The organism is Epilithonimonas hominis, from assembly GCF_003730015.1.
GTDB lineage: Bacteria > Bacteroidota > Bacteroidia > Flavobacteriales > Weeksellaceae > Epilithonimonas > Epilithonimonas hominis.
In genome coordinates this window covers 186,881-208,578 of sequence record NZ_RJTU01000061.1, presented here as the reverse complement: position 1 = coordinate 208,578, position 21,698 = coordinate 186,881, and the positions used below count along the sequence as shown (strand labels likewise).

The 21,698-nt window shown below is 35.1% G+C and carries 22 protein-coding genes; 19 read left to right on the top strand and 3 right to left on the bottom strand.

Annotated elements, in window-relative coordinates:
• Window positions 1-16: 16 nt before the first annotated feature.
• The 3 genes from EGH73_RS09645 (at window position 17) to EGH73_RS09635 (ending at window position 3,921) form a co-directional block, all read left to right on the top strand.
• The gene (locus EGH73_RS09645) at window positions 17-1,150 is read left to right on the top strand and encodes an ATP-binding protein (protein WP_123281642.1); all 1,134 of its coding nucleotides are present in this window, start codon (window positions 17-19) and stop codon (window positions 1,148-1,150) included.
• On the top strand, window positions 1,150-2,493 hold the full coding sequence (locus tag EGH73_RS09640; RefSeq protein ID WP_123281641.1) for a sigma-54-dependent transcriptional regulator: 1,344 nt from the start codon (window positions 1,150-1,152) through the stop codon (window positions 2,491-2,493). Before EGH73_RS09645 ends, EGH73_RS09640 begins: the two co-directional genes overlap by 1 nt.
• A gap of 111 nt (window positions 2,494-2,604) precedes the next feature.
• Complete coding sequence (locus tag EGH73_RS09635; RefSeq protein WP_123281677.1) at window positions 2,605-3,921, top strand: sensor histidine kinase; 1,317 nt, start codon at window positions 2,605-2,607, stop codon at window positions 3,919-3,921.
• 68 nt (window positions 3,922-3,989) lie between these two features.
• Here the strand turns inward: EGH73_RS09635 and EGH73_RS09630 are convergent, their stop codons facing one another.
• Together EGH73_RS09630 and EGH73_RS14020 are read right to left on the bottom strand one after the other, a co-directional pair.
• Window positions 3,990-4,571 (bottom strand): DUF4136 domain-containing protein, encoded by a 582-nt coding sequence (locus EGH73_RS09630; protein WP_394338736.1) that lies wholly within the window; start codon window positions 4,569-4,571, stop codon window positions 3,990-3,992.
• Window positions 4,572-4,581: 10 nt separating this feature from the next.
• On the bottom strand, window positions 4,582-4,755 hold the full coding sequence (locus EGH73_RS14020) for a DUF5522 domain-containing protein (RefSeq protein WP_177165167.1): 174 nt from the start codon (window positions 4,753-4,755) through the stop codon (window positions 4,582-4,584).
• 40 nt (window positions 4,756-4,795) lie between these two features.
• Here EGH73_RS14020 and EGH73_RS09625 point away from each other — a divergent pair, with 40 nt between their 5' ends.
• The 15 genes from EGH73_RS09625 (at window position 4,796) to hisIE (ending at window position 19,983) form a co-directional block, all read left to right on the top strand.
• Complete coding sequence (locus EGH73_RS09625; RefSeq protein ID WP_123281675.1) at window positions 4,796-5,122, top strand: hypothetical protein; 327 nt, start codon at window positions 4,796-4,798, stop codon at window positions 5,120-5,122.
• 132 nt (window positions 5,123-5,254) lie between these two features.
• A complete protein-coding gene (locus tag EGH73_RS09620) occupies window positions 5,255-7,234 on the top strand; it encodes a KUP/HAK/KT family potassium transporter (RefSeq protein WP_123281640.1) in 1,980 nt (659 codons plus the stop codon).
• Window positions 7,235-7,261: 27 nt separating this feature from the next.
• Complete coding sequence (locus EGH73_RS09615; protein ID WP_123281639.1) at window positions 7,262-7,741, top strand: Fur family transcriptional regulator; 480 nt, start codon at window positions 7,262-7,264, stop codon at window positions 7,739-7,741.
• Window positions 7,741-9,486: an OstA-like protein gene (locus EGH73_RS09610; protein WP_123281638.1), complete on the top strand. Its 1,746-nt coding sequence runs from the start codon at window positions 7,741-7,743 to the stop codon at window positions 9,484-9,486. The genes EGH73_RS09615 and EGH73_RS09610 overlap by 1 nt, the downstream gene beginning before the upstream one ends.
• Window positions 9,487-9,792: 306 nt before the next feature.
• The gene (locus EGH73_RS09605) at window positions 9,793-10,971 is read left to right on the top strand and encodes an aspartate aminotransferase family protein (RefSeq protein ID WP_123281637.1); all 1,179 of its coding nucleotides are present in this window, start codon (window positions 9,793-9,795) and stop codon (window positions 10,969-10,971) included.
• Window positions 10,972-11,097: 126 nt separating this feature from the next.
• Complete coding sequence (locus tag EGH73_RS09600) at window positions 11,098-11,484, top strand: START-like domain-containing protein (protein ID WP_089770678.1); 387 nt, start codon at window positions 11,098-11,100, stop codon at window positions 11,482-11,484.
• 46 nt (window positions 11,485-11,530) lie between these two features.
• A complete protein-coding gene (locus EGH73_RS09595) occupies window positions 11,531-12,337 on the top strand; it encodes an aminotransferase class IV (RefSeq protein ID WP_123281636.1) in 807 nt (268 codons plus the stop codon).
• A 229-nt stretch (window positions 12,338-12,566) separates the two neighbouring features.
• A complete protein-coding gene (gene hisG, locus EGH73_RS09590; protein ID WP_123281635.1) occupies window positions 12,567-13,424 on the top strand; it encodes an ATP phosphoribosyltransferase in 858 nt (285 codons plus the stop codon).
• On the top strand, window positions 13,424-14,728 hold the full coding sequence (hisD, locus tag EGH73_RS09585; RefSeq protein WP_123281674.1) for a histidinol dehydrogenase: 1,305 nt from the start codon (window positions 13,424-13,426) through the stop codon (window positions 14,726-14,728). The genes hisG and hisD overlap by 1 nt, the downstream gene beginning before the upstream one ends.
• Window positions 14,729-14,816: 88 nt before the next feature.
• Window positions 14,817-15,851, top strand: a complete 1,035-nt coding sequence (gene hisC, locus EGH73_RS09580; RefSeq protein WP_123281634.1) for a histidinol-phosphate transaminase — start codon at window positions 14,817-14,819, stop codon at window positions 15,849-15,851.
• Between the two features lie 100 nt (window positions 15,852-15,951).
• Window positions 15,952-17,085 carry a bifunctional histidinol-phosphatase/imidazoleglycerol-phosphate dehydratase HisB gene (gene hisB, locus EGH73_RS09575; protein ID WP_123281633.1) on the top strand — a complete coding sequence of 378 codons (1,134 nt, stop codon included), beginning with the start codon at window positions 15,952-15,954 and terminating at the stop codon, window positions 17,083-17,085.
• Between the two features lie 92 nt (window positions 17,086-17,177).
• Window positions 17,178-17,759 carry an imidazole glycerol phosphate synthase subunit HisH gene (hisH, locus tag EGH73_RS09570; RefSeq protein ID WP_123281632.1) on the top strand — a complete coding sequence of 194 codons (582 nt, stop codon included), beginning with the start codon at window positions 17,178-17,180 and terminating at the stop codon, window positions 17,757-17,759.
• A 171-nt stretch (window positions 17,760-17,930) separates the two neighbouring features.
• Window positions 17,931-18,647, top strand: a complete 717-nt coding sequence (gene hisA / locus EGH73_RS09565; protein ID WP_089770672.1) for a 1-(5-phosphoribosyl)-5-[(5-phosphoribosylamino)methylideneamino]imidazole-4-carboxamide isomerase — start codon at window positions 17,931-17,933, stop codon at window positions 18,645-18,647.
• Window positions 18,647-19,399, top strand: a complete 753-nt coding sequence (hisF, locus tag EGH73_RS09560; RefSeq protein ID WP_123281631.1) for an imidazole glycerol phosphate synthase subunit HisF — start codon at window positions 18,647-18,649, stop codon at window positions 19,397-19,399. The genes hisA and hisF overlap by 1 nt, the downstream gene beginning before the upstream one ends.
• Window positions 19,396-19,983, top strand: coding sequence for a bifunctional phosphoribosyl-AMP cyclohydrolase/phosphoribosyl-ATP diphosphatase HisIE (gene hisIE, locus EGH73_RS09555; RefSeq protein ID WP_123281630.1), 588 nt, complete (start codon window positions 19,396-19,398; stop codon window positions 19,981-19,983). The genes hisF and hisIE overlap by 4 nt, the downstream gene beginning before the upstream one ends.
• A 139-nt stretch (window positions 19,984-20,122) precedes the next feature.
• Here hisIE and pdxH read toward each other — a convergent pair whose 3' ends face one another.
• The gene (pdxH, locus tag EGH73_RS09550; protein ID WP_123281629.1) at window positions 20,123-20,773 is read right to left on the bottom strand and encodes a pyridoxamine 5'-phosphate oxidase; all 651 of its coding nucleotides are present in this window, start codon (window positions 20,771-20,773) and stop codon (window positions 20,123-20,125) included.
• Between the two features lie 330 nt (window positions 20,774-21,103).
• Between pdxH and EGH73_RS09545 the strand changes: the two genes are divergently transcribed.
• Window positions 21,104-21,652, top strand: coding sequence for a YqgE/AlgH family protein (locus EGH73_RS09545; RefSeq protein ID WP_123281628.1), 549 nt, complete (start codon window positions 21,104-21,106; stop codon window positions 21,650-21,652).
• Window positions 21,653-21,698: the final 46 nt, after the last annotated feature.

The following is a 21,698-nucleotide window of genomic DNA, read 5'->3' as shown; positions in this document are numbered from 1 at the left end:
CACTAAATTATTTAAGATGAATGTTCCTCGGTATTTAAAAAAAATAATAGAGCAAAATATTAATAAACAAAAAGTTATAAGGATTTTCGGAACAAGAAGAACCGGAAAATCTACTTTGCTAAAAGATATTTTTACTCAAAATGCTGATAATGCAATCATTTTGCAAGGTGAAGATATGCATGTACAAGAACTTCTGAAAACCCGAAGCATAAAAAACTATCAAAAAATCATTGGTCAGAAAACAATTTTGATGATAGACGAAGCTCAAGTTATTCCAGAAATAGGAAACATTCTAAAACTGATGATTGACAACATAGAACCCTTAAACATTATTGTAACCGGAAGCAGTAGTTTTGATCTTCAGAACTCTTCCGGGCAACCTTTGGTTGGTAGAAATATAGACTTTCAAATGTTCCCGATTGCGCAGAAAGAACTTTCCGAAATCGAAAATCTTCTGGATACCAAAAACAATCTGGAAGAGAGAATAATCTATGGAAGCTACCCAGAACTTTGGCACCTCGAAACTTTGGAAGAGAAGCAAAATTACCTGAAACAATTGGTAGAAAATTATCTCCTGAAAGATATTCTAATGTACGAGAATGTTTTAGGATCTGATATTTTGTACAAATTATTACAACTGTTAGCTTTCCAATGTGGCAATCTGGTGAGCACAACGGAACTTGGCAACGCATTGCAAATCAATAAAGCAACTGTAGATCGCTATTTGGATCTTTTGTCAAAAGTTTATATTATTTTCCCGATAAGTGGTTTCAGCAAAAATCTCAGAAAAGAAATTACGAAAAGCAAAAAATGGTATTTTTATGATAACGGAATCCGAAATGCACTGATTAATAATTTTAATATTTTATCTCAGAGAAACGATGTAGGACAATTGTGGGAACAATATTTTATTTCGGAAAGAATAAAGTTTAATTCATCTAATTTGTATTACCCACAATACCATTTCTGGAGAACTTACGACGGACAGGAAATCGACTTGCTGGAGATTGATAATTATCAGAAAATAAGCGCATGGGAAACCAAATGGAAATCCGACAAAGCCAAAATACCGGGAGCTTTTGCGAAGGCTTATTCAGAAGCAGAGTTTACATTAATCAATCAAAATAATTATTTAGATTTTATCTCCTAATGCGAAAAAAAGAAGCTCATATTTTAATTGTTGATGATGATGAAGATATTTTATTCTCGGCGAGAGTCTGGCTCAAAAAATTCTTTACAGAAGTAAGCTGTCTAAGTCAGCCAAAAAATATTCTGAAATTTTTATCGGAACAGCAAGTTGACACGGTTCTTCTCGATATGAATTTCCGGAAAGGTTTTGAAAACGGACAGGACGGTTTGTATTGGATGCAGGAAATCAAAACGCTTGAACCTCAGCTTCCGATTATTCTGATGACCGCTTATGGTGAAGTGGAATTGGCCGTTGAAGCTTTGAAAAACGGTGCTTCCGATTTTATTCTAAAACCCTGGAATAACGAAAAATTATACGCTTCCGTGAATCTCGCCGTCGATGTTTCCCGAAAAAACAAAAAGCTAAATCAGTGGGAAAATATTAACATCAAAACCAATCAATATCAATTGGAAACCCAATCTCCGGCAATGCAGGAAGTGATGGATCAGATTTCGAGGGTTTCTACAACCGACGCCAATGTTTTGCTTTTAGGAGAAAACGGAACCGGAAAATATGTTTTGACAGAACACATTCACGAGTTGTCGGAAAGGAAAAATCAGCCTTTTGTTCACATTGATTTGGGCAGTCTTTCCGAGAATCTTTTTGAAGCCGAATTATTTGGTTACAAAAAAGGAGGATTTACAGATGCGCATCAGGATTACGCCGGAAAAATTGAAAATGCCGAAAACGGAACTGTTTTTCTTGATGAAATCGGGAATCTTCCGCTTCATCTGCAAACCAAATTACTGAGTCTCATTCAAAATAGAAAATTGTCTAGAATTGGAGAAAGCAAAGAGCGAATTTTAGACGTGAGATTTATTTTTGCGACTAATGAAAATCTTAAAAAAGCGGTTGCTGAAAACCGTTTCCGGAAAGATTTATACTATAGAATTAATACCGTTGAATTAAATATTCCAAGTCTGAGAGAACGAGTTGAGGATATTTCAAGTTTAGCCGATTATTTTTTGGAAAAATATAAACAGAAATATCATAAACCTGATTTGACTTTAAATGAGAATTTAATTTCAGAGTTAACGCAATATTCCTGGCCCGGAAACATTCGCGAACTTGACCATTGTATCGAAAGAAGCGTGATTCTGTCTAACGAAAAAAATCTTAAATTGCTGATGCCTCAAGATGAAGAATCTGAGAAGACAATTGTGAACCTCAACATCGAAGAAATGGAAGAAATCCTGATTAAAAAAGCTTTGAAAAAACATCAAGGAAATATTTCTTTGGCAGCGGAAGATTTGGGATTATCGAGAGCGGCGTTGTATAGAAGAATGGAGAAGTTTAGTTTATAAAGCAGGATGTTTGATGTTTGATGATGGATGTTTTTTAATATAAGGTTTAAAATAATTTCCGAATTGCCAAACATCAAACGTCCAGCATCCGGCATCCAACAAAAATTAGAAATGAAAATACAACAAATAATCTGGCTTTTTTTTATTCTGTTGGCGATGGTCAGCGGCATTTTTGCATTTGATTTTTATTCTCTGAACAAATGGATTAACTGTACTTTATTTTCATTAGTAAGTTTGGTTTGCATTATTTTGGCGCAGACTTCGGCTTTGGCTTACATCCGGAAAACGGAAAAGTTGCTTTTGGCAATTCAGAAAAAAGACTTTTCATTATTTCCAAAAATTGAGGAAAACGGCTTGGTCGATAATGCGGTGAAATTGTATTATCAAAGTAAGGAAGAACATCTTTCTCTATCGTCTTATAAACTTTTGTACGAGGAAATCCTGAATCAACTTGAAATCGGATTGATGATTTTGTCAAATAAAAATGAGGATTGGGAAATTTTTTATGTGAATCCTGTTTTCCTGGAAATCCTGGAAATTCCGAAATATAATTCTTGGAATCTTTACGAAAAGAAAGCTTCCGATTTCTATAAAATTATCGAACAAACCAACTACGAAAACTCGCAGGAATTTTTTGATATTTCGATTAATGAAAACACAAAACAATCATTTTCATTAAGAACGAAAAAAGTTCAGAATGCGAAATATCGGTTTTGCATCATCAGTTTAGAATCTGTTCAGAAAATTATTGAACAAAAAGAAAAGCTGGCTTGGAACAATCTGATGAAAGTGATTTCTCACGAACTACTGAATACTTTAACGCCCGTAAATAGCTTGATCCAAAACCTTGAATACATTGCTAATCAAGAAATTATCGAAAAAGAAGACCAACAGGATATGAAGAAAAGTCTGATGATTATTAATTCAAAATCAAAGCAACTATTGAATTTCGTAGATGATTACCGACAAGTTGCAGAACTTCCAAAACCGGTTTTCAAAACAATTTCGTTGACGAATATTGTAGAATCGGCTCTTAATTTTCTGAAACCAGAATTTGAAAAAAATCATATTAAAATTGTCAATTCACTAGAAAATCAAATTATTCTTGCTGATGAAAAAATGATTGAACGTTGTTTAATTAATCTTTACCTCAACGCCATTTACGCCGTTTCTGACAATGTTGAAAGAACGATAACATCCGAAATCAAAACTCAAAACAAACGAATCATTCTAACTGTAGAAGATAACGGAATCGGGATCCAAAAGGAAATTCAGGATAAGATTTTTCTTCCGTTTTTTACAACGAGAAGTGGTGGTTCTGGAATTGGTTTAACGCTAAGCAAAAGCATTATAGAAGCGCATAAAGGTTATTTGAATTATAAACCTTTGGAACAAGGAAGTCGATTTGAGATTTGGTTTATGGATTAGAAAATAAAAAAAACCGCAGAAAATTCTACGGTTTTCTCTATTAGTCTATTATCTCAAAGTCTAAAAAACTATTTTCCTTTCTGCGGTGGATAATTCGCCATTATCTCCGCCACAACCTGTGGAATTTGTTTTTGTTTTGACTTTGGCGAATCTACCGAAATTCCGCTTCCAGCACCTTGCCAAACTAATTTTTGAGTTTTGGCGTCAATAATGTCTATCACAATGGTGCCGCTGTTGTAGTTATTGGTCCAGGTATTCCCCATACCGAATCCGCCTCCCCAACCCCAAGGTCTTCCCCAGCCGAAGCCCGCATTGTAAGATGTGGTTACATCCTGAATTTTTTTGTGAGATGCTTTTACATTGATAATCAAATCAGGGTTTTGGGAAGAAGTCAATCCTTTTGCCTGAACTTGTTTGGATAATTCATTCAAAACCCTGTCTTTGTCCAGATCATTCAGTTTGAGATCATCCGTTCTTAGCAAATATGTTTTGTAGTCGGAAAAATTGGCTGTGGCAGAATAGTCGGATTTTACTTGGAAAGGGCTGCAAGAAGTGATTCCAAGAGAAACCGCAGCCAGTAATATGAAGTAATATTTTTTACTCATCGCTAATATATTTTTATTTTGGAATTCGTGAATCTTCGATTTCATAATATTAAGATTATTTAGGTTTTTTAATAAAAGTATCCGTCTTTTTATCATAACCGTACGGGCAATGTCTGCATCCGCTTTTACAGCAATAGCCCCTTTTTAAATGGAATTTTTCTGTAAAAACCTTATAACCCTGCTCGTTATAATAAAAGTCTTCATTCTCTTTGATGTCATTTAGTTTCATAAGTTAAAAACTGTACCAAAATTTTTATCTTTGATGTATGATAATCATCGTCTGTCAAAGATTACTCAAAAATACTAAAATTTCGGGGATAACACTATTTCCGTTTATATTGCTTAGAGAAAAAAAATACAGACAGAATAATACTCTTATCAATCACGAAAAAATCCACATCCATCAGCAGATGGAATTGTTGATTATTCCATTCTATATCTGGTATCTTTCAGAATATTATCTAAAATATCTTAGATATAGAAATCCGCAGCTCGCTTACCGCAATATCAGTTTCGAAAGGGAAGCCTATGCCAATGAGCAGGACCTTAATTATCTCAAAAAAAGAAAATTCTGGAGTTTCATTAGTTATATTTAGATTCAGTAAAGATATGATTATTAGCACTTTTTCAAAATCACCAGCTTTACAATATTACATTTTACTGAAAAAAATTTCTCAGAATATAAAATAATCTAAATTTGCAGAATTATTTTCTAGACAACATAAATTATGTCGCAAGATAGCAGCGGTCATTTTGACCTGAAAAAACTTTCCTGGGTTGGCGTTTTGGTCTCTTTAGGAATCGTTTTCGGAGATATCGGAACATCTCCTCTTTATGTGATGAAAGCCATTATCAATGCAGGAAAAACAGGCGGAATCATCTCAGAAGAATATATAGAAGGTGCACTTTCCTGCATCATCTGGACCCTGACATTGCAGACTACCATTAAATACGTCATCATCGCTCTGAGAGCTGATAATAAGGGCGAAGGTGGTATTCTCTCGCTTTACTCTCTCGTTAAAAGATTTAAGAAAAAGTGGCTTTATATCATTGCGATAATAGGAGCTGCGGCTTTGGTTGCAGACAGTATCATCACACCGTCACTAACCGTGATGTCTGCAATAGAAGGATTAGAACTTGTAACACATAAGCCGCCTGTAGTTCCAATTACACTATCTATTTTAGTAATTATTTTTGTAGTCCAGCAGTTTGGCACCAGTTTCATAGGTAAGTTTTTTGGTCCTGTTATGGTTCTTTGGTTTTTAGTTTTAGGAGGATTTGGGTTGGTTCATTTGATAGAACACCCAATGATTCTGAAAGCTTTCAATCCATATTATGCCGTAAAGTTGATCTATAACTCTCCTAGTGCTATTGTTATTCTGGGTGCTGTTTTTCTGTGTACAACGGGAGCAGAGGCCTTATATTCGGATCTTGGGCATTGTGGTATCAAAAACATCCGTGTAAGCTGGATTTTTGTGAAAGCAATGCTTATACTCAATTATCTAGGACAAGGTGCGTGGTTACTAAGTAATTACCACGAAGTATTCCGTGGCAAGAATCCATTTTTCGGAATTATGCCGGAATGGTTCATCATTCCCGGGGTTATCATCGCAACTGCTGCTGCCATTATTGCAAGTCAGGCGGTGATTACTGGTGCTTTTACCATGTTCTCAGAAGCAATGTCTCTTAACTTTTGGCCCAATCAGGAAATCGAGTATCCTTCGGGCATAAAAGGACAGATGTATATCCCGAAAATCAATTGGGGTATTTTGTTATTATGTTTTGTAGTCGTGATATATTTTAAAGAATCCGGTAAAATGGAAGCCGCTTATGGACTTTCTATTACTGTAACCATGCTGATGACAACTATTTTATTGGTATTCTGGTTCCTAAAAACAAGGACTAATAAAGTCTGGATCGGACTTTTTGCAATTGTTTATGTCGTGATTGAAGGCGGATTTTTCAGTGCTAACATCATTAAGTTTTTCGAAGGCGGCTGGATGTCTGTTATACTTGCAGGCTTTATCGGGATATGTATGTATGCTTGGTACAACGGCAGAATTATTAAAACGACATTCATCAAATTTGTGAAGCTCGAAAAATATATTTCCACCATCAAGGATATGAAGTTGGACGAGACTATTCCGAAATATGCGACCAATCTTGCGTTTTTCAGCCGTGCAAAACGTGATGATGAAGTAGAATCCAAAATTATTTATTCCATCATTCGTGCCCAGCCAAAAAGAGCAGATCATTATTTTATTCTTAATATTGTGAATCAGGAAGATCCTTACAGCTTCAAATATAACGTAGAAGAAATACTTCCGGGAACGATTTATAAAATTAGCTTTTTACTCGGCTTCAAAAGAGACCGTAGGATAAATGATTATTTCCAACAGATTCTTAGTGATATGATGGACGATGGAATCATTCCTTCAAGAAGTTCTCACCCTTCACTCAGAGCGCACAACATTCCACCTGACCTGAAGTTTGTTATCATAGACAATGTCTACATCAATGATTTTCTGTTAACAATTAGAGACAAGATTATTCTGGGCATCTATAATTTTGTTAAAAAATTGGGAAGTAATGATTTTACAGCATACGGTGTTGCCAGTCATAACGTTGTTGTAGAATCTGCTCCACTACTGGATCAAACCATCAAAATCGAAAGGATAGAAAAAGTCGAAACTAAGCATTACGACTAATCCCGAAAATTTGACTAATTTTGTATTATGGATACGAAACAAAAAGAGCTTAACATTGCCACAATAAAAGATGTTCTGAAGCAATACCTTCAGGACAAAGGATTTCGTAATACACCCGAAAGATATACCATTCTGGAAGAGATCTATAATATGGAGCATCATTTCAATGTAGATGATCTTTACCTTCTGATGATGCAGAAGAAATACCACGTCAGTAAGGCTACCATTTATAACACCATCGAGATTTTTCTTGATGCTGGGTTGATTAGAAAACATCAGTTTGGAGAAAAAACACAGAGTTCTTCTTCCTACGAAAAATCTTATTTTGACAAACAGCACGATCACTTGGTGATTTATAAAAGTGACTCTGACAAAGAAATTGAAGAAATTATAGAATTTTGCGATCCCAGAATCCAAGGCATCAAAGAATCTATAGAAAAAGCCTTTGGCGTAAGTATTGATACACATTCACTATACTTCTACGGACACAAGAAGTCTGAAAATTAATGAAGAAATCTCTTTTAGCTGTTCTATTTTTGGTATTTATCAGAATATTTTCTCAAGATATTCCAGCTCAAAATCAAGGTTTGGTAAAGGATCCTTTTTTCAATAATCAAAATCCTCAGGAACAATCCGGTAAAAAAGTTCAGCACAAGCACTCGGATACTTTTGGTGTAAGCCCGGATAAATATGATGGAAATCCTGTTTTTTCTGGCAATGTTGTTTTCGAGCAGCAAGGTTCTGTTCTCACGGCCAACGAAGTGGTTTGGTATCAAAAAGAAAATTTCCTGAAAGCCATTGGCAATGTTGTCCTTACAAGTGCTGACGGAAGCAGAATTACCGCTGCAGAAATGGAATATGATGGTAATACACAACGCGGAATTGCCAGAAAAAATGTAGTGCTTACAGATCCAAAGCAGACCATAAAAACAGAAACGCTTTATTACGATAAAATTCCTAATACTGCATATTTCAACACTGGTGGGACGATTTACAGTAACGACGGAAGTGTGATGTACACCAAATCGGCTACCTATAATCTCAACTCAAAAATGATAGATTTTGTAGGACGTTCGAACATCGAAACAGATAAATATACCATTGTCAGCGATAATATCAAACAGAATCAAAACACAGGTGTCTCCGATTTTTTTGGTCCTACGACTATTAGAGACAAAAAAAATCCTATCAATTACGTTTATACAGAACAAGGTTCTTATAACTCAAAAACTGGTGAATCTTTTCTCAACAAAAACTCCAGAATACATAACAATGGCAAAATCCTGACAGGTGACAAATTGTACTTCAACAGAAACACTGGTTTCGGCAAAGGAACTGGAAATGTTATGCTGGACGATCCGAGAGAGAAACGATATATAAAAGGTGGTTATGGAGAGATCTTTGAAAAGAAAGATTCCGCCATGATTACCGATAAACCTTATTTTGTGAAAATTTTCGCAAAGGATTCTCTTTATATGTCGGCGGATAAATTTTTAACTTTCCAGAGGCAAGATTCTGCCAACTCGCTCAAAAAGAAAAGTTTTCTAAGGGCATTTCGAAAAGTCCGTATTTTTAAATCCAATATGCAGGGACGTGCAGATTCATTGAGTTTTAATGAAACCGATGGCGAGATGCATATGATGCGTAAACCAATCCTCTGGATGGGCGCAAAACAGGTAACTGGTGACGAGATCCGTGTATACAGTAATCCGGAAAAGGAAATCACAGATTCAATAAGAGTTTTGGGCAATGCATTCGCCATCAGCAAAGCGGATTCCTTGAATATAAAGGATGAATTCAACCAGATCAAAAGCAAGAATATGATGGTGTACCTCAAAGATAACGCCATAGATATTGCAAAAGCTGTCGGCAACGCGCAAGCCATCACTTATGCCGATGATACCAATGAGAAGACTAAAGAAGTGACTAGAATCGGTGTTGCATTGTCCACATGCGGCGAGATTGTGGCTCATTTTACCGAAAAAAAACTGGAACAGGTGGACTGTAATATCGGCGCCAACACAGATACTTACCCTATGAGCAAGATCTCTAAAGATCAAAGATTTTTCAAAGATTTTAACTGGAATACCAAAGACCGACTCCAAAAATGGGGCGACATTTTCCTGGACACACCCAATTATCCCGAAGTTGTTTATCAATCTGATAATTCCCTTTTTGAACGGGCTGAAGCCGAACGTAAGAAAATCGAAGAAAAAAACAAACCGAAAACGCCGGTGCGGGTCAAAAAGTAAAAATTTTATTGGGGCCGTTCCAGCTTTTTTCTATCATTGCTAACGAAGTAAAGTAATCTCTAAAACTTTATATAATCGCAACAACAGAAAAAAAGCTTCACTCAAACCTAACAAAGCGGTTCATCGATTCAAATAAAAGAATATAAATAAAATAAGTCGGGGCGCTTCGCCAAGTCGAAAATTTAGCCATTTCATAACATCGAAACTTAAAATTCACGACCTTTGTAAAAGTTTAGAAGTCCATTTAGTATTGAAAAGCATTCTAAGTTCTAACTTCTAAAATCTAATTTCTAACATCTATCTCAAATGAAGCAAGATTTCTTTAAATACCAAGCTCAAACAACACCTTATGCAGCCGGTTTCGAAGTTGAAAAAGCCGAAGGAAGCTATATTTATGGAAAGGACGGAAAAGCCTATCTGGATTTTGTAGCTGGCGTTTCTGCCAACACGCTTGGACACTCACATCCAAAAGTGGTCAATGCGATCAAAGAACAAGCTGATAAATATTTGCATGTAATGGTTTATGGCGAATATGCGCAGGAAAAACCTGTCGAACTTTGCAGACTTTTAGCAGAAGCCACACCCGAACCTTTGGAAGTTACTTATCTTGTAAATTCCGGAGCAGAAGCCATTGACGGCAGTTTAAAACTGGCAAAACGTTACACAGGAAGAGAAGAAATCATTGCCTTCAAAAATGCCTATCACGGGAATACGCACGGTGCGCTTTCTGTTGCAGGGAATGAAGTTCACAAAAGAGAATTTCGTCCGCTGTTGCCGATGGTCAATTTCATCGAGTTTAATAATGAAAATGATTTTGATAAGATTACAGAAAAAACAGCTTGTGTAATTGTAGAAACCATTCAAGGTGCGGCAGGTTTCATTATGCCGAAAGAGAATTATTTCATCAATCTGAAAAAACGTTGTGAAGAAGTTGGTGCTTTATTGATTTTAGACGAGATTCAGCCTGGGTTTGGAAGAACCGGGAAGTTGTTTGCATTTGAACATTTCGGAATTGTTCCGGACATTCTCGTAATGGGAAAAGGAATGGGCGGCGGCGTTCCTGTGGGTGCATTTATGAGTTCGAAAGAAATTATGACAAGCCTTTCTCATTCGCCGAAATTAGGACATATTACAACTTTTGGAGGAAATCCTTTGATTGCAGCTGCTTCCCACGCCACTTTGAAAGAAGTTTTGGAAAGCGGACTGATGAACGAAACCGACAAAAAAGAAAAACTTTTCCGAGAGTTATTGGTTCATCCAAAAATCAAAAATGTGAACGGAAAAGGATTGATGTTGGCTGTGAATCTCGGTTCTCCAGAATACACTTTGAAAGTGGCGTCAAAATGTATGGAAAAAGGTCTGATTGTTTTCTGGCAACTATACAGAAACGAATATCTAAGAATCTCTCCTCCACTCACAATTTCTGAAGACGAAATCCGAAAAGGTTGCGCTATCATTCTGGAAGCTTTGAATGAGGATTGGTAAATTAGATTCAAAAATCAACTAATAAAAATCATACTTATTTTCTATAAAAAATTTGAATTTCCATAGAGATTTTCATTTGGAAATAAGAAATTAATTTATATATTGCGCCACAATTAGAATTAAGATATGGCGAAAACGAAAGTACAGTATGAATACAATATGCATTGTCTCTCGGAGATATTGTATGAGTATCTGGCAAGTGCAGAAGGATTATCAGAGTGGTTTGCAGACGATGTTGTTGAACGTGGTGACGATTTCTTTTTCAGTTGGGGCGGCGGTCCTGCGGAGAAAGCAACACTCATCCGTTATAAGCCAGAAAGTTTTGTGCGTTTCCGTTGGGAAGAAGATGAAGGTACCAAATATTTCTTCGAACTTTCTATCATAATAGATGAAATTACTGACGATCTTTCACTAAACATTACCGATTTTTGTGAGCCTGGCGATGAAGAAGAAAATAGACTCTACTGGGAAAACCTCATTGAGAATCTACAGATAAAATTAGGTGCAGCTTAATATTTTTAGATGAACGATTTTATCGTTCATTATTTTTTTTACTACTATGCAAAAATTAGTTTTCACAGAAGATAACTTACAACTCATTAACCGTTCTTTTCTTTTTGGAGATTCGGTTTGGGTTTCATTTTTCGTACGAAAAGGAAATCTCATAATGGCAGAAGAATCTTATTTCTTCCTGATGGCATCAATGAGAAAAATGAGATTGAATATCCCACTAAGTTACACCCTAGAGTTTTTTCAGGAACTTTTCCAGAAAGAAGTTTTGGACAAAGGCGTCCAGAACGGAATTATTCAACTGATGGCTTACAGAAAACAAGAAGACAAACCGCTGCCGAAATCGGATACAGCTTTCTATTTTGAAATGGAAGAATCCGGAGATATTCTTGAAATCCAAGGCAATATAGAATTGGATTTGATTAAAGAAATCAATGTGAATGCGAATCTTCTGAGTAATATCCGAGTTCATTCTGCGGAGAATATCTATGCCGAAATCTATGCGAAAGAAAATGATTTGGATGATGTGATTCTCCTGAATCCGAACAAGAAAATCGCCAGAAGTATCTTCGGAAATCTTTTGTTTCTTCAGGAGAACGTGATTAAAATTCCTAAACAGACAGAAGGTGCATACATTTCACCTTTGATGGAAAACTTTGTCACTTTTATTCATAAAAATAAATTGGCAGAAATTGAAGAAGCAGAAATCATCGCTTTCGAATCTCAAAAAGCGGAAGAAATCCTTAGAATCTCTGATGAAAAGGGCGTTCACTCAGTTTCAAAAATCAGAAATAAATCGTTTGAAAACACGAGATTTTCAGAAATGATTACTCAATGGAAAAACAGTTTTGAATAATTTTTGTCAAAAAAAATATTTTTATTAAAAATAATTTCTACCTTTGTCCTAACAAAAAACAAAAAATGTCTATACAATTTATGCATCATCACCATCATTTTCACGTTCAGGCGGGAAGTTAATGGTATGTCATAACTTCTAAATATTATTAACCGTCTGAGTAATCAGACGGTTTTTTGTTTCCCAATTTTCCTTGCTGTTTACTCAGACTCTATCTATAAAATCCAAAATGAGTAAACTAAAATTAGCCATTCAAAAAAACGGAAGACTGAGCGAAAAGTCTCTGAAACTTCTGGAAGAATGTGGCATCAAAATCTCCAACGGCACCAGAAAACTGAAAGCTGTGTCCTCTAACTTTCCATTAGAAATCTTATTTCTTCGTGATGATGATATTCCGCAATATGTTGAGCAAGGCGTTGCAGATATCGGAATTATCGGACTTAATGAAGTTCTGGAACAAAAGAAAAACATTGACCTTGTTCAGAAACTTGGATTCGCACAATGCAGATTGTCTCTGGCCATTCCAAAAGAAGAAAATTATAACGGAATCCAATATTTCGAGAATAAAAAAGTAGCGACTTCTTATCCTGAGATTCTATCAAATTATTTCCAAAAGAATAATATCAATGCTCAAATCGAAAAAATCGGAGGAAGCGTCGAAATTGCTCCTGGAATTGGTCTTTCAGATGGTATTTTCGACATCATCAGCACAGGCTCTACTCTACTTACGAATGGTTTAAAAGAGGTGGAAACTGTTTTAGAAAGCGAAGCCGTTTTGATTTCCAACGAGAATTTATCGAATAAAAATCAAGAAATTCTGAAGAAACTTTTATTCAGAATCAATGCGGTAAAAGAAGCTTCTGAAAGCAAATATATTCTCCTAAATGCTCCAAATGAAAACCTCGAAAAAATCATCAATCTCTTACCAGGAATGAAATCCCCAACTGTCCTTCCGTTAGCTGAAAGTGGTTGGTCGTCTATTCATTCAGTAATCAAAGAAGATAAATTTTGGGACGTGATTGAGAATCTGAAAAAAGAAGGCGCACAAGGAATCTTGGTATTAGAAATAGAAAAAATGATATTATGATGAAGCAATACAAATATCCACCAATTTCCGAATGGAAATCACTTTGTGAAAGACCTTTACAAAATCAAGAAAATCTTTCTGAGCAGGTAAAATCTGTTTTTGATGAAGTGAAAAACAATAGCGATAAGGCTTTGAAGTTTTTCACAGAAAAATTCGACAACGTCATTTTAAATGATTTAAAAGTTTCAGAAATCGAAGTTGATGAAGCAAACAATTTAGTTCCCGATGAATTAAAATCAGCCATTAAATTGGCTGCGGAAAACATTAGAAAATTTCACAGTTCTCAACAAGAAGAGAAAAAAATCATCGAGACTACCGAAGGTGTTTTTTGCTGGCGAGAAAGTCGCGCAATTGAAAATATTGGAATTTATGTGCCCGGAGGAACGGCGCCTTTGTTTTCTACCGTTTTGATGTTGGGAATTCCCGCGACTATTGCAGGTTGTAAGAATATTACGATTTGTTCGCCTCCCGATAAAAACGGAAAAATTAATCCAGCGATTTTGTTCACAGCAAACTTAATTGGAATTAAAAATATTTTCAAAGTTGGCGGAAGCCAAGCGATTGCAGCTTTGACTTTTGGAACAGAAACAATTCCGAAAGTTGACAAGATTTTCGGACCTGGAAATCAATACGTAACAGCTGCAAAACAATTGGCTCTTAACTACAATCTTGCTATTGATATTCCGGCTGGTCCAAGTGAAGTTTTGGTCATTGCTGATGAAATGTCAATTCCAAGTTTTGTCGCTTCAGATTTACTTTCACAAGCTGAACACGGAACCGATTCTCAAGTGATTTTATTAAGTAATTCTGAAAGAATCATTAACGAAATTAATATTGAAATTAAAAAACAACTTAACGATTTACCTCGAAAAGAAATTGCAGAAATCGCTTTACTAAACAGCAAATCAATTTTGTTAAGTTCCACGAACGAAGCGATTGAATTTTCTAATAGTTACGCACCGGAACATTTGATTTTAGCCATTGAAAACGCAGAAAATTTTACTGTTAAAATCACTAATGCAGGTTCTGTTTTTCTTGGAAATTACAGTCCAGAAAGTGCAGGCGATTATGCATCGGGAACCAATCATACTTTGCCGACCAACGGTTTCGCAAAAAATTACAGCGGTGTTTCTCTGGACAGCTTTGTAAAGAAAATAACTTTTCAAAATGTGACAAAAACCGGAATTAAAAACTTAGGAAAAACCATTGAGTTAATGGCAGAAGCTGAAGAATTGGTTGCCCATAAAAACGCTATTTCGATAAGATTAAAGTCCTTAGAAAAGGCTTCGACAGGCTCAGCCTGACAAAGAAAATCAAAGACAGTTAGTATTAGAGATGTCAAACTGAGCTTGTCGAAGTGTTCCCAATTTTTACCAATTAAAAAAAATAGAAATGACAATTGATATTCAAAAATTAATTCGAAAAAACATTCTCAGTCTCAAACCATATTCTTCCGCAAGAGATGAATTTGAAGGTGAAAACGGAATTTTTCTAGATGCGAATGAAAATCCTTTCGGAAAACTGAACCGTTATCCTGACCCAACTCAAAGAAAAATCAAAGAAAGATTAAGCGAACTAAATCAAATCTCAACCGAAAATATTTTCCTCGGAAACGGAAGTGATGAAGTCATAGATCTGGCTTTCAGAATCTTTTGTGAACCAAAAAAAGATAAAATTTTAACCTTCTCGCCGACTTATGGGATGTACGAAGTTTCGGCCAATATCAATGATGTGGAATTAATCAATGTTGAACTGAATGAAGATTTTCAAATCGATTTGGAATCTTTAAAACCTTATTTAAATGATGAAAATCTAAAAATAATTTTTATTTGTTCGCCAAATAATCCGACGGGAAATTCGATCAAAAACATAGAATATATTCTTGAAAACTTCAATGGAATTGTCTTTATTGATGAAGCCTACATCGATTTCAGTCCGGAAGAAAGTTTCACAAATCAAATCAAAAATTATCCAAATCTTATTGTTAGCCAAACCTTCAGCAAAGCTTGGGGAATGGCTTCTGTGCGAGTTGGAATTGCTTATGCTTCCGAAGAAATCATTAAATTTTACAATAAAGTAAAACCGCCTTACAACATTAGTCAACTTAATCAAGATGCGATTATAAAAACACTTAATGATGAAAATATAAATCAGGTTTCAGAAAATATCAAAATTATTCTGGAAGAGAAAAAATCCTTAATCCAAAACTTAGAAAAACTGGACTTGGTTAAGACAATCTTCCCTTCAGATGCCAATTTTATTTTGATAGAAGTTGACAATGCAAATTCAGTTTATCAGGAATTGGTCAATCAAAATGTCATTATCAGAAACCGAAATTCGGTTATCAAAAACTGTTTGAGAATTACAGTTGGTTATCCTGATGAAAATAAAAAATTGATAGAAACTCTCCAAAATATTGATAACTAAAAACAGACACTTCGACTCCGCTCAGTGTGACACTGCTCATCAAACGCTGTCAGGCTGAGGCTCTCGAAGCCTTAATAAAAATAAAAAGTCCATAAAAAAAATGAAAAAATTACTATTTATAGACCGCGACGGAACTTTGGTTCTTGAACCCGAAGATTATCAAGTTGATTCTTTTCAAAAACTGAAATTCTATCCACAAGTCTTCACTTTTTTATCAAAAATCGCCAAAGAATTGGATTACGAATTGGTAATGGTAACGAATCAGGACGGTTTGGGAACAGCTTCTCATCCAGAAGAAAATTTCTGGCCAATTCAGAATTTCATTATCGAAACGTTTGAAAATGAAGATGTGAAATTCGAAGATATTTTTATTGATAAAACTTTTGCAAAAGATAATGCGCCAACCAGAAAACCAAATACAGGTTTGCTGACAAAATATTTCGATAAAGACACTTATAACTTAGAAAATTCATTCGTGATTGGTGACCGAATTACTGATGTAAAACTGGCGAAAAACCTTAATTCAAAAGCGATTTTCATTAATAATGATGAAACTCTTGGAGTCGAGGAGATTTTAGAAAATGATGATTTAGACAATGTAATTGCTCTGAAAACAACATCGTGGAAATCGATTTACGAATTTCTAAAACTTGAAAACAGAACAGCAGAAATCATCAGAAATACCAACGAAACCAAAATTAAAATCAATCTAAACCTCGACGGAACAGGAAAATCCAATATTGATACAGGAATTGCCTTCTTCGACCATATGCTTGACCAAATTGCTAAACACGGTCAAATGGATTTGGAAATCAAGGTTGATGGTGATTTGGAAGTGGATGAACATCACACAATAGAAGATACAGGAATTGCACTTGGCGAAGCTTTTTATCAGGCTTTAGGAAACAAATTAGGAATCGAACGTTATGCTTTTGTTTTGCCAATGGACGATTGTTTAGCTCAGGTCGCTTTGGATTTTGGCGGACGAAACTGGATCGTTTGGGATGCAGAATTCAAACGCGAAATGATTGGAAAAATGCCGACCGAAATGTTCTTTCATTTCTTCAAATCGTTTTCAGACTCAGCTAAAGCAAATCTAAACATCAAAGCAGAAGGCGACAATGAGCATCATAAAATAGAATCGATTTTCAAGGCTTTTGCTAAGTGTTTAAAATCTGCAGTAAAACGTGATTCGGAAAAAATGATTTTACCATCAACAAAAGGAATGTTATAAATAATCAAAAGGCTTCGAGAGCCTCAGCCTGACAAAAAAGTTAATATTAAAGATGTCATACTGAGCTTGTCGAAGTATCTAAAAATTAAAATATGAAAACAGTCATTATAGATTACAAAGCCGGAAATGTCCAAAGTCTTCTGTTTGCGATAGAAAGATTAGGATTTTCAGCAAAACTCACGAATAATCCTGATGAAATTTCTAAAGCTGACAAAGTTATTTTTCCGGGCGTTGGTGAAGCATCTTTTGCAATGAATTCTTTAAAAGAAACAAAATTAGATTTGCTCATTCCAGAACTCAAACAACCACTTTTGGGAATTTGTCTTGGGATGCAATTACTCTGCAAAGATTCGGAGGAAAGTGAGACAAAAGCTTTGGGGATTTTTGATGTTTCGGTGAAGAGATTTCCCGATTCTGTATTGGTTCCGCAGATTGGTTGGAATCAAATTTATGAATTGAAATCGGATCTGTTCAAAAATATTCCTGAGCAGAGTTATATGTATCTCGTTCACAGTTATTATGCTGAGAAAAATCAAAATACAATTGCCACAACAGACTATTCCGAGTCTTACAGCACAGCTTTGCAGAAAGATAATTTTTTCGGCGTTCAGTTTCACCCGGAAAAAAGTGGTGTTTTCGGAAGTAAAATATTAGAAAACTTTTTAAAATTATGATTGATTTGAACCACAAAAGACACAAAAGGAAAAATTAAAATAAAAGCTGTTCAAAAGAAAACAAAATTTCAAATAAACCTATTTTGAACTTTTGAACAACTAAAAAATATAAAAATCTTTTGTGCCTTTTGTGGTTAAAAGCTATTAATTCATTGTAAATAAAAATAGAAAATGAGAATAATCCCAGCAATAGACATCATCAACGGCGAATGTGTTCGGCTTTCCAAAGGCGATTACAATAAGAAAACCATTTACAGCAAGAACGTTTTGGATGTCGCGAAAAATTTTGAAGATAATGGAATTCAGTTTTTGCATTTGGTCGATTTGGACGGTGCAAAAGAAAACCGAATTATCAATTATAAAACATTAGAACAAATCTCTTCAAAAACATCTTTAATTATAGATTTTGGAGGTGGTTTAAAATCCGAAGAAGATATTAAAATCGCTTTTGAAAGCGGTGCAAAACAAGTGACTTTGGGAAGTGTTGCTGTCAAAAATCCAGAATTATTTCTTGAAACCTTAGAAAAATATGGTAAAGAAAAAATCATTTTGGGAGCGGATGCTAAAAAAGAAAAAATTGCAGTTTCGGGGTGGCTGGAAGAAAGCGAAATGAATATTTATGACTTCATCAAAGAAAAAACAGAAGACGGAATCCAATATATTATCTCAACAGATATTGATAAAGATGGAATGTTAGAAGGTCCTTCTTTCGATTTATATGAAAAAATAATTGCCGAAAATCCAGACATTAAACTTATTGCTTCGGGCGGAATTACTTCTACTAACAATTTAGTTCAGTTAAACTCAATTGGTTGTGAAGGCGCAATTATCGGCAAAGCTTTGTATGAAAACAGGATTTCTCTTAACGATTTAAAACCATTTCTCTGATGTTAGCAAAACGAATCATTCCTTGTCTCGATATCAAAAGCGGAGAAACCGTAAAAGGTGTCAATTTTTTGGATTTGAAAGAAGTTGGAAATCCTGTGGAAATGGCCATCAAATATTCTGACCAAGGTGCAGACGAATTGGTTTTTCTTGATATCTCTGCGACAGAAGAACGAAGAAAAACTTTGATTCCGCTTGTTCGGGAAATTGCCCGACATATCAATATTCCTTTCACGGTTGGCGGTGGAATCAACGCTTTGGAAAATGTGGAAGAACTTCTGAAAAACGGCGCAGATAAAATCACAATTAATTCTGCTGCGATTTCCAATCCTAATCTGATAACAGAAATTGCCAAAAGATTTGGTTCACAATGTATGGTTGTGGCAATTGACACCAAATTGGTACAAAATCAGAATAAGATTTTCAGCAACGGCGGCAAAATCGAAACCGAAAAAGAATTGTTTTATTGGGCAAAAGAAGTCGAAAATCTTGGAGCCGGAGAAATCCTCTTAACCTCGATGAATACAGACGGAACAAAATCCGGTTTTGCTATCGACATTACAAAACAACTTTCGAAATTAGTTAATATTCCGGTGATTGCATCTGGTGGTGCAGGAACGTTGCAACATTTTGAAGACATTTTTACAGAAACCAAAGCAACCGGAGCTTTGGCAGCCAGTATTTTTCACTTTAATGAAATAGAAATTCCGGAACTTAAAAATTATCTTAAATCCAAAAATTTACCAATAAGATGAATATAAAATTTGATAACAACACAGGTTTAGTTCCTGTCATCATTCAGGATTATCTTAATCTGAAAGTTCTGATGCTTGGTTATATGAATCAAGAAGCTTTTGATAAAACGCTACAAGAAAAACGAGTAACTTTCTTTTCCCGTTCCAAAAACAGACTTTGGACAAAAGGTGAAACTTCGGGAAATTTTTTGGAATTGATGGATTGGAAATTAGATTGTGATAAAGATACGATTCTCATCAAAGCAAAACCGCTTGGACCAACTTGTCACAAAGGAACGACGACTTGTTTTGCAGAAGAAACGGACAAAGGTTTTTTATACGAATTACAGAAAACAATTTCTGATAAAATTGATAATAATGATGAAAATTCTTACACCAATTCTCTATTTAAAAGTGGTATCAATAAAGTAGCGCAAAAAGTAGGTGAAGAAGCTGTGGAATTAATTATCGAAACGAAAGATAATAATGACGAATTATTCTTGAATGAAGCAGCAGATTTGTTTTATCATTATTTGATTTTGTTGAAGGCCAAAGGTTTTACCTTGGAAGATGTTGAGACAATTTTGAAGTCGAGAAGTAAATAATCTTTTCAACCACAAAAGTCACAAAAGAAAAGTTTGAAAACATTAATTTTCAAAAAGCTTTAAAAGATATGTTATAAAATTATCTAATCTTTTGAGTATCTAAAGATCAATACATCTTTGTGACTTTTGTGGTTAAAACTTACGGTGCTAATCTGGAGATCTTCCAATCGAAATTTTCTGTCAAAGAATATAAAATCCTGTCGTGAAGACGGTTTGGTCTGCCTTGCCAAAATTCGATTTCGTAGGGTTTTGCGATATAACCGCCCCAATTTTCAGGTCTTGGGATTTCTTTGTTTTCGTATTCGGTTTCTAAATCTTTTAGTTTGTTTTCTAGGAAATTTCGGTCCGGGATTTCCTGACTTTGAGGCGAAACCACTGCTCCAAGTTGACTTCCTTTCGGACGAGAATGGAAATAGCCGTCACTCATATTCTCCGCAATTCGTTCTATATTGGCTTTGATGATAATTTGCCTTTCTAAACTTGGCCAGAAAAAATGAAGACAGGCTTTTTTAGTTTTCTCGAGTGATTTTCCCTTTCGGCTTTCGTAATTGGTATAAAAAATAAAACCTTCCCAATTGTACGACTTCAGCAAAACCATTCTGGTTCTTGGACAACCGTCTTCTTCTACCGTTGAAATTGCCATTGCGTTGGCTTCGGAAACTTGTGGATTTTCTTCAGCTTCCAAAAACCAATTACGGAATTGCTCGATTGGATTGGCTTTGATTTCACTTTCGACTAATTGAGACTTATCGTAAACTTTTCTTTTATCGTGGAGGTTTTCGTTGTTCATTTTATGATTGAGATGCTTTATAATATTGATTTTTTTAAACGCAAAGTTCGCAAAGTTTTTTTTTGATTCAATGTTTTAGGAGTCGCAAAGACGCTTTGCTCATCAAAGAAAAACTAAACTAAAGGTTTATTTTGGATTCTTTGACAAATTTTCCTTTTTTGCGAAGCGCGCCCCGACCTGAGTGGAGCTCTTTTTGTTTTTTCTAAAAAAACAAAAAAGCGGGAACGGAGGGCGGATAAAGGCGCCCAAATTATTCAACTTGTCACAATTTTAGATTAATTTTTGCTTGAATTCTTTTTCAAAAAAAATATTTTTTAATAGCTTTGATAGATGAATTACTCTTACAAAGGTAAAATTTTAATCTCAACGCCTGATATTTCCGGCGATATATTTTCGCGTTCTGTGGTGCTGATTATTGAGCATAATGAAAATGGTGCTTTTGGGCTGATTTTGAACAAAAAGAACAAAAATATTAGTTCCCGTCTGCTGAATATTTTCGGGTTTCCAGTGGATGTGTATGAAGGCGGACCTGTGGAAAATGATAAGATTTATTTTATCCTGAAAGGTGAAAAAATTGCGGAGGAATATTCTGAAATCAATGATGAATTCTATATTACTGAAGATATTGACTCTGTAGTTTCGTCAATTGTTGAAGGCTCTACTGATATAGAAAATATCAAGGTTTTTTCCGGATATTCTGGTTGGTCTGCGATGCAACTTGAAGGCGAAATCCAGCGTAAAATGTGGACAATTGTAGATGTTTACAACTTAGATTATACGCTTCCAAATGACCAGAATCTTTGGAAAAATATTATGCAAAATCTCGGCGGCGAGTTTCTTCTTTGGGCAAATGCACCGGAAGATGTGAGTTTGAATTAAATTTTACCTCAGAAAAAAGTCGCAAACTATATATCCGGTTTTCGAC

Coding starts and splice junctions, on each gene's coding strand:
- EGH73_RS09645 (WP_123281642.1), top strand. CDS start 17: ATGAATGTTCCTCGGTATTTAAAAAAAATAATAGAGCAAAATATTAAT.
- EGH73_RS09640 (WP_123281641.1), top strand. CDS start 1,150: ATGCGAAAAAAAGAAGCTCATATTTTAATTGTTGATGATGATGAAGAT.
- EGH73_RS09635 (WP_123281677.1), top strand. CDS start 2,605: ATGAAAATACAACAAATAATCTGGCTTTTTTTTATTCTGTTGGCGATG.
- EGH73_RS09630 (WP_394338736.1), bottom strand. CDS start 4,571: ATGAAATCGAAGATTCACGAATTCCAAAATAAAAATATATTAGCGATG.
- EGH73_RS14020 (WP_177165167.1), bottom strand. CDS start 4,755: ATGAAACTAAATGACATCAAAGAGAATGAAGACTTTTATTATAACGAG.
- EGH73_RS09620 (WP_123281640.1), top strand. CDS start 5,255: ATGTCGCAAGATAGCAGCGGTCATTTTGACCTGAAAAAACTTTCCTGG.
- EGH73_RS09615 (WP_123281639.1), top strand. CDS start 7,262: ATGGATACGAAACAAAAAGAGCTTAACATTGCCACAATAAAAGATGTT.
- EGH73_RS09610 (WP_123281638.1), top strand. CDS start 7,741: ATGAAGAAATCTCTTTTAGCTGTTCTATTTTTGGTATTTATCAGAATA.
- EGH73_RS09605 (WP_123281637.1), top strand. CDS start 9,793: ATGAAGCAAGATTTCTTTAAATACCAAGCTCAAACAACACCTTATGCA.
- EGH73_RS09600 (WP_089770678.1), top strand. CDS start 11,098: ATGGCGAAAACGAAAGTACAGTATGAATACAATATGCATTGTCTCTCG.
- EGH73_RS09595 (WP_123281636.1), top strand. CDS start 11,531: ATGCAAAAATTAGTTTTCACAGAAGATAACTTACAACTCATTAACCGT.
- hisG (WP_123281635.1), top strand. CDS start 12,567: ATGAGTAAACTAAAATTAGCCATTCAAAAAAACGGAAGACTGAGCGAA.
- hisD (WP_123281674.1), top strand. CDS start 13,424: ATGAAGCAATACAAATATCCACCAATTTCCGAATGGAAATCACTTTGT.
- hisC (WP_123281634.1), top strand. CDS start 14,817: ATGACAATTGATATTCAAAAATTAATTCGAAAAAACATTCTCAGTCTC.
- hisB (WP_123281633.1), top strand. CDS start 15,952: ATGAAAAAATTACTATTTATAGACCGCGACGGAACTTTGGTTCTTGAA.
- hisH (WP_123281632.1), top strand. CDS start 17,178: ATGAAAACAGTCATTATAGATTACAAAGCCGGAAATGTCCAAAGTCTT.
- hisA (WP_089770672.1), top strand. CDS start 17,931: ATGAGAATAATCCCAGCAATAGACATCATCAACGGCGAATGTGTTCGG.
- hisF (WP_123281631.1), top strand. CDS start 18,647: ATGTTAGCAAAACGAATCATTCCTTGTCTCGATATCAAAAGCGGAGAA.
- hisIE (WP_123281630.1), top strand. CDS start 19,396: ATGAATATAAAATTTGATAACAACACAGGTTTAGTTCCTGTCATCATT.
- pdxH (WP_123281629.1), bottom strand. CDS start 20,773: ATGAACAACGAAAACCTCCACGATAAAAGAAAAGTTTACGATAAGTCT.
- EGH73_RS09545 (WP_123281628.1), top strand. CDS start 21,104: ATGAATTACTCTTACAAAGGTAAAATTTTAATCTCAACGCCTGATATT.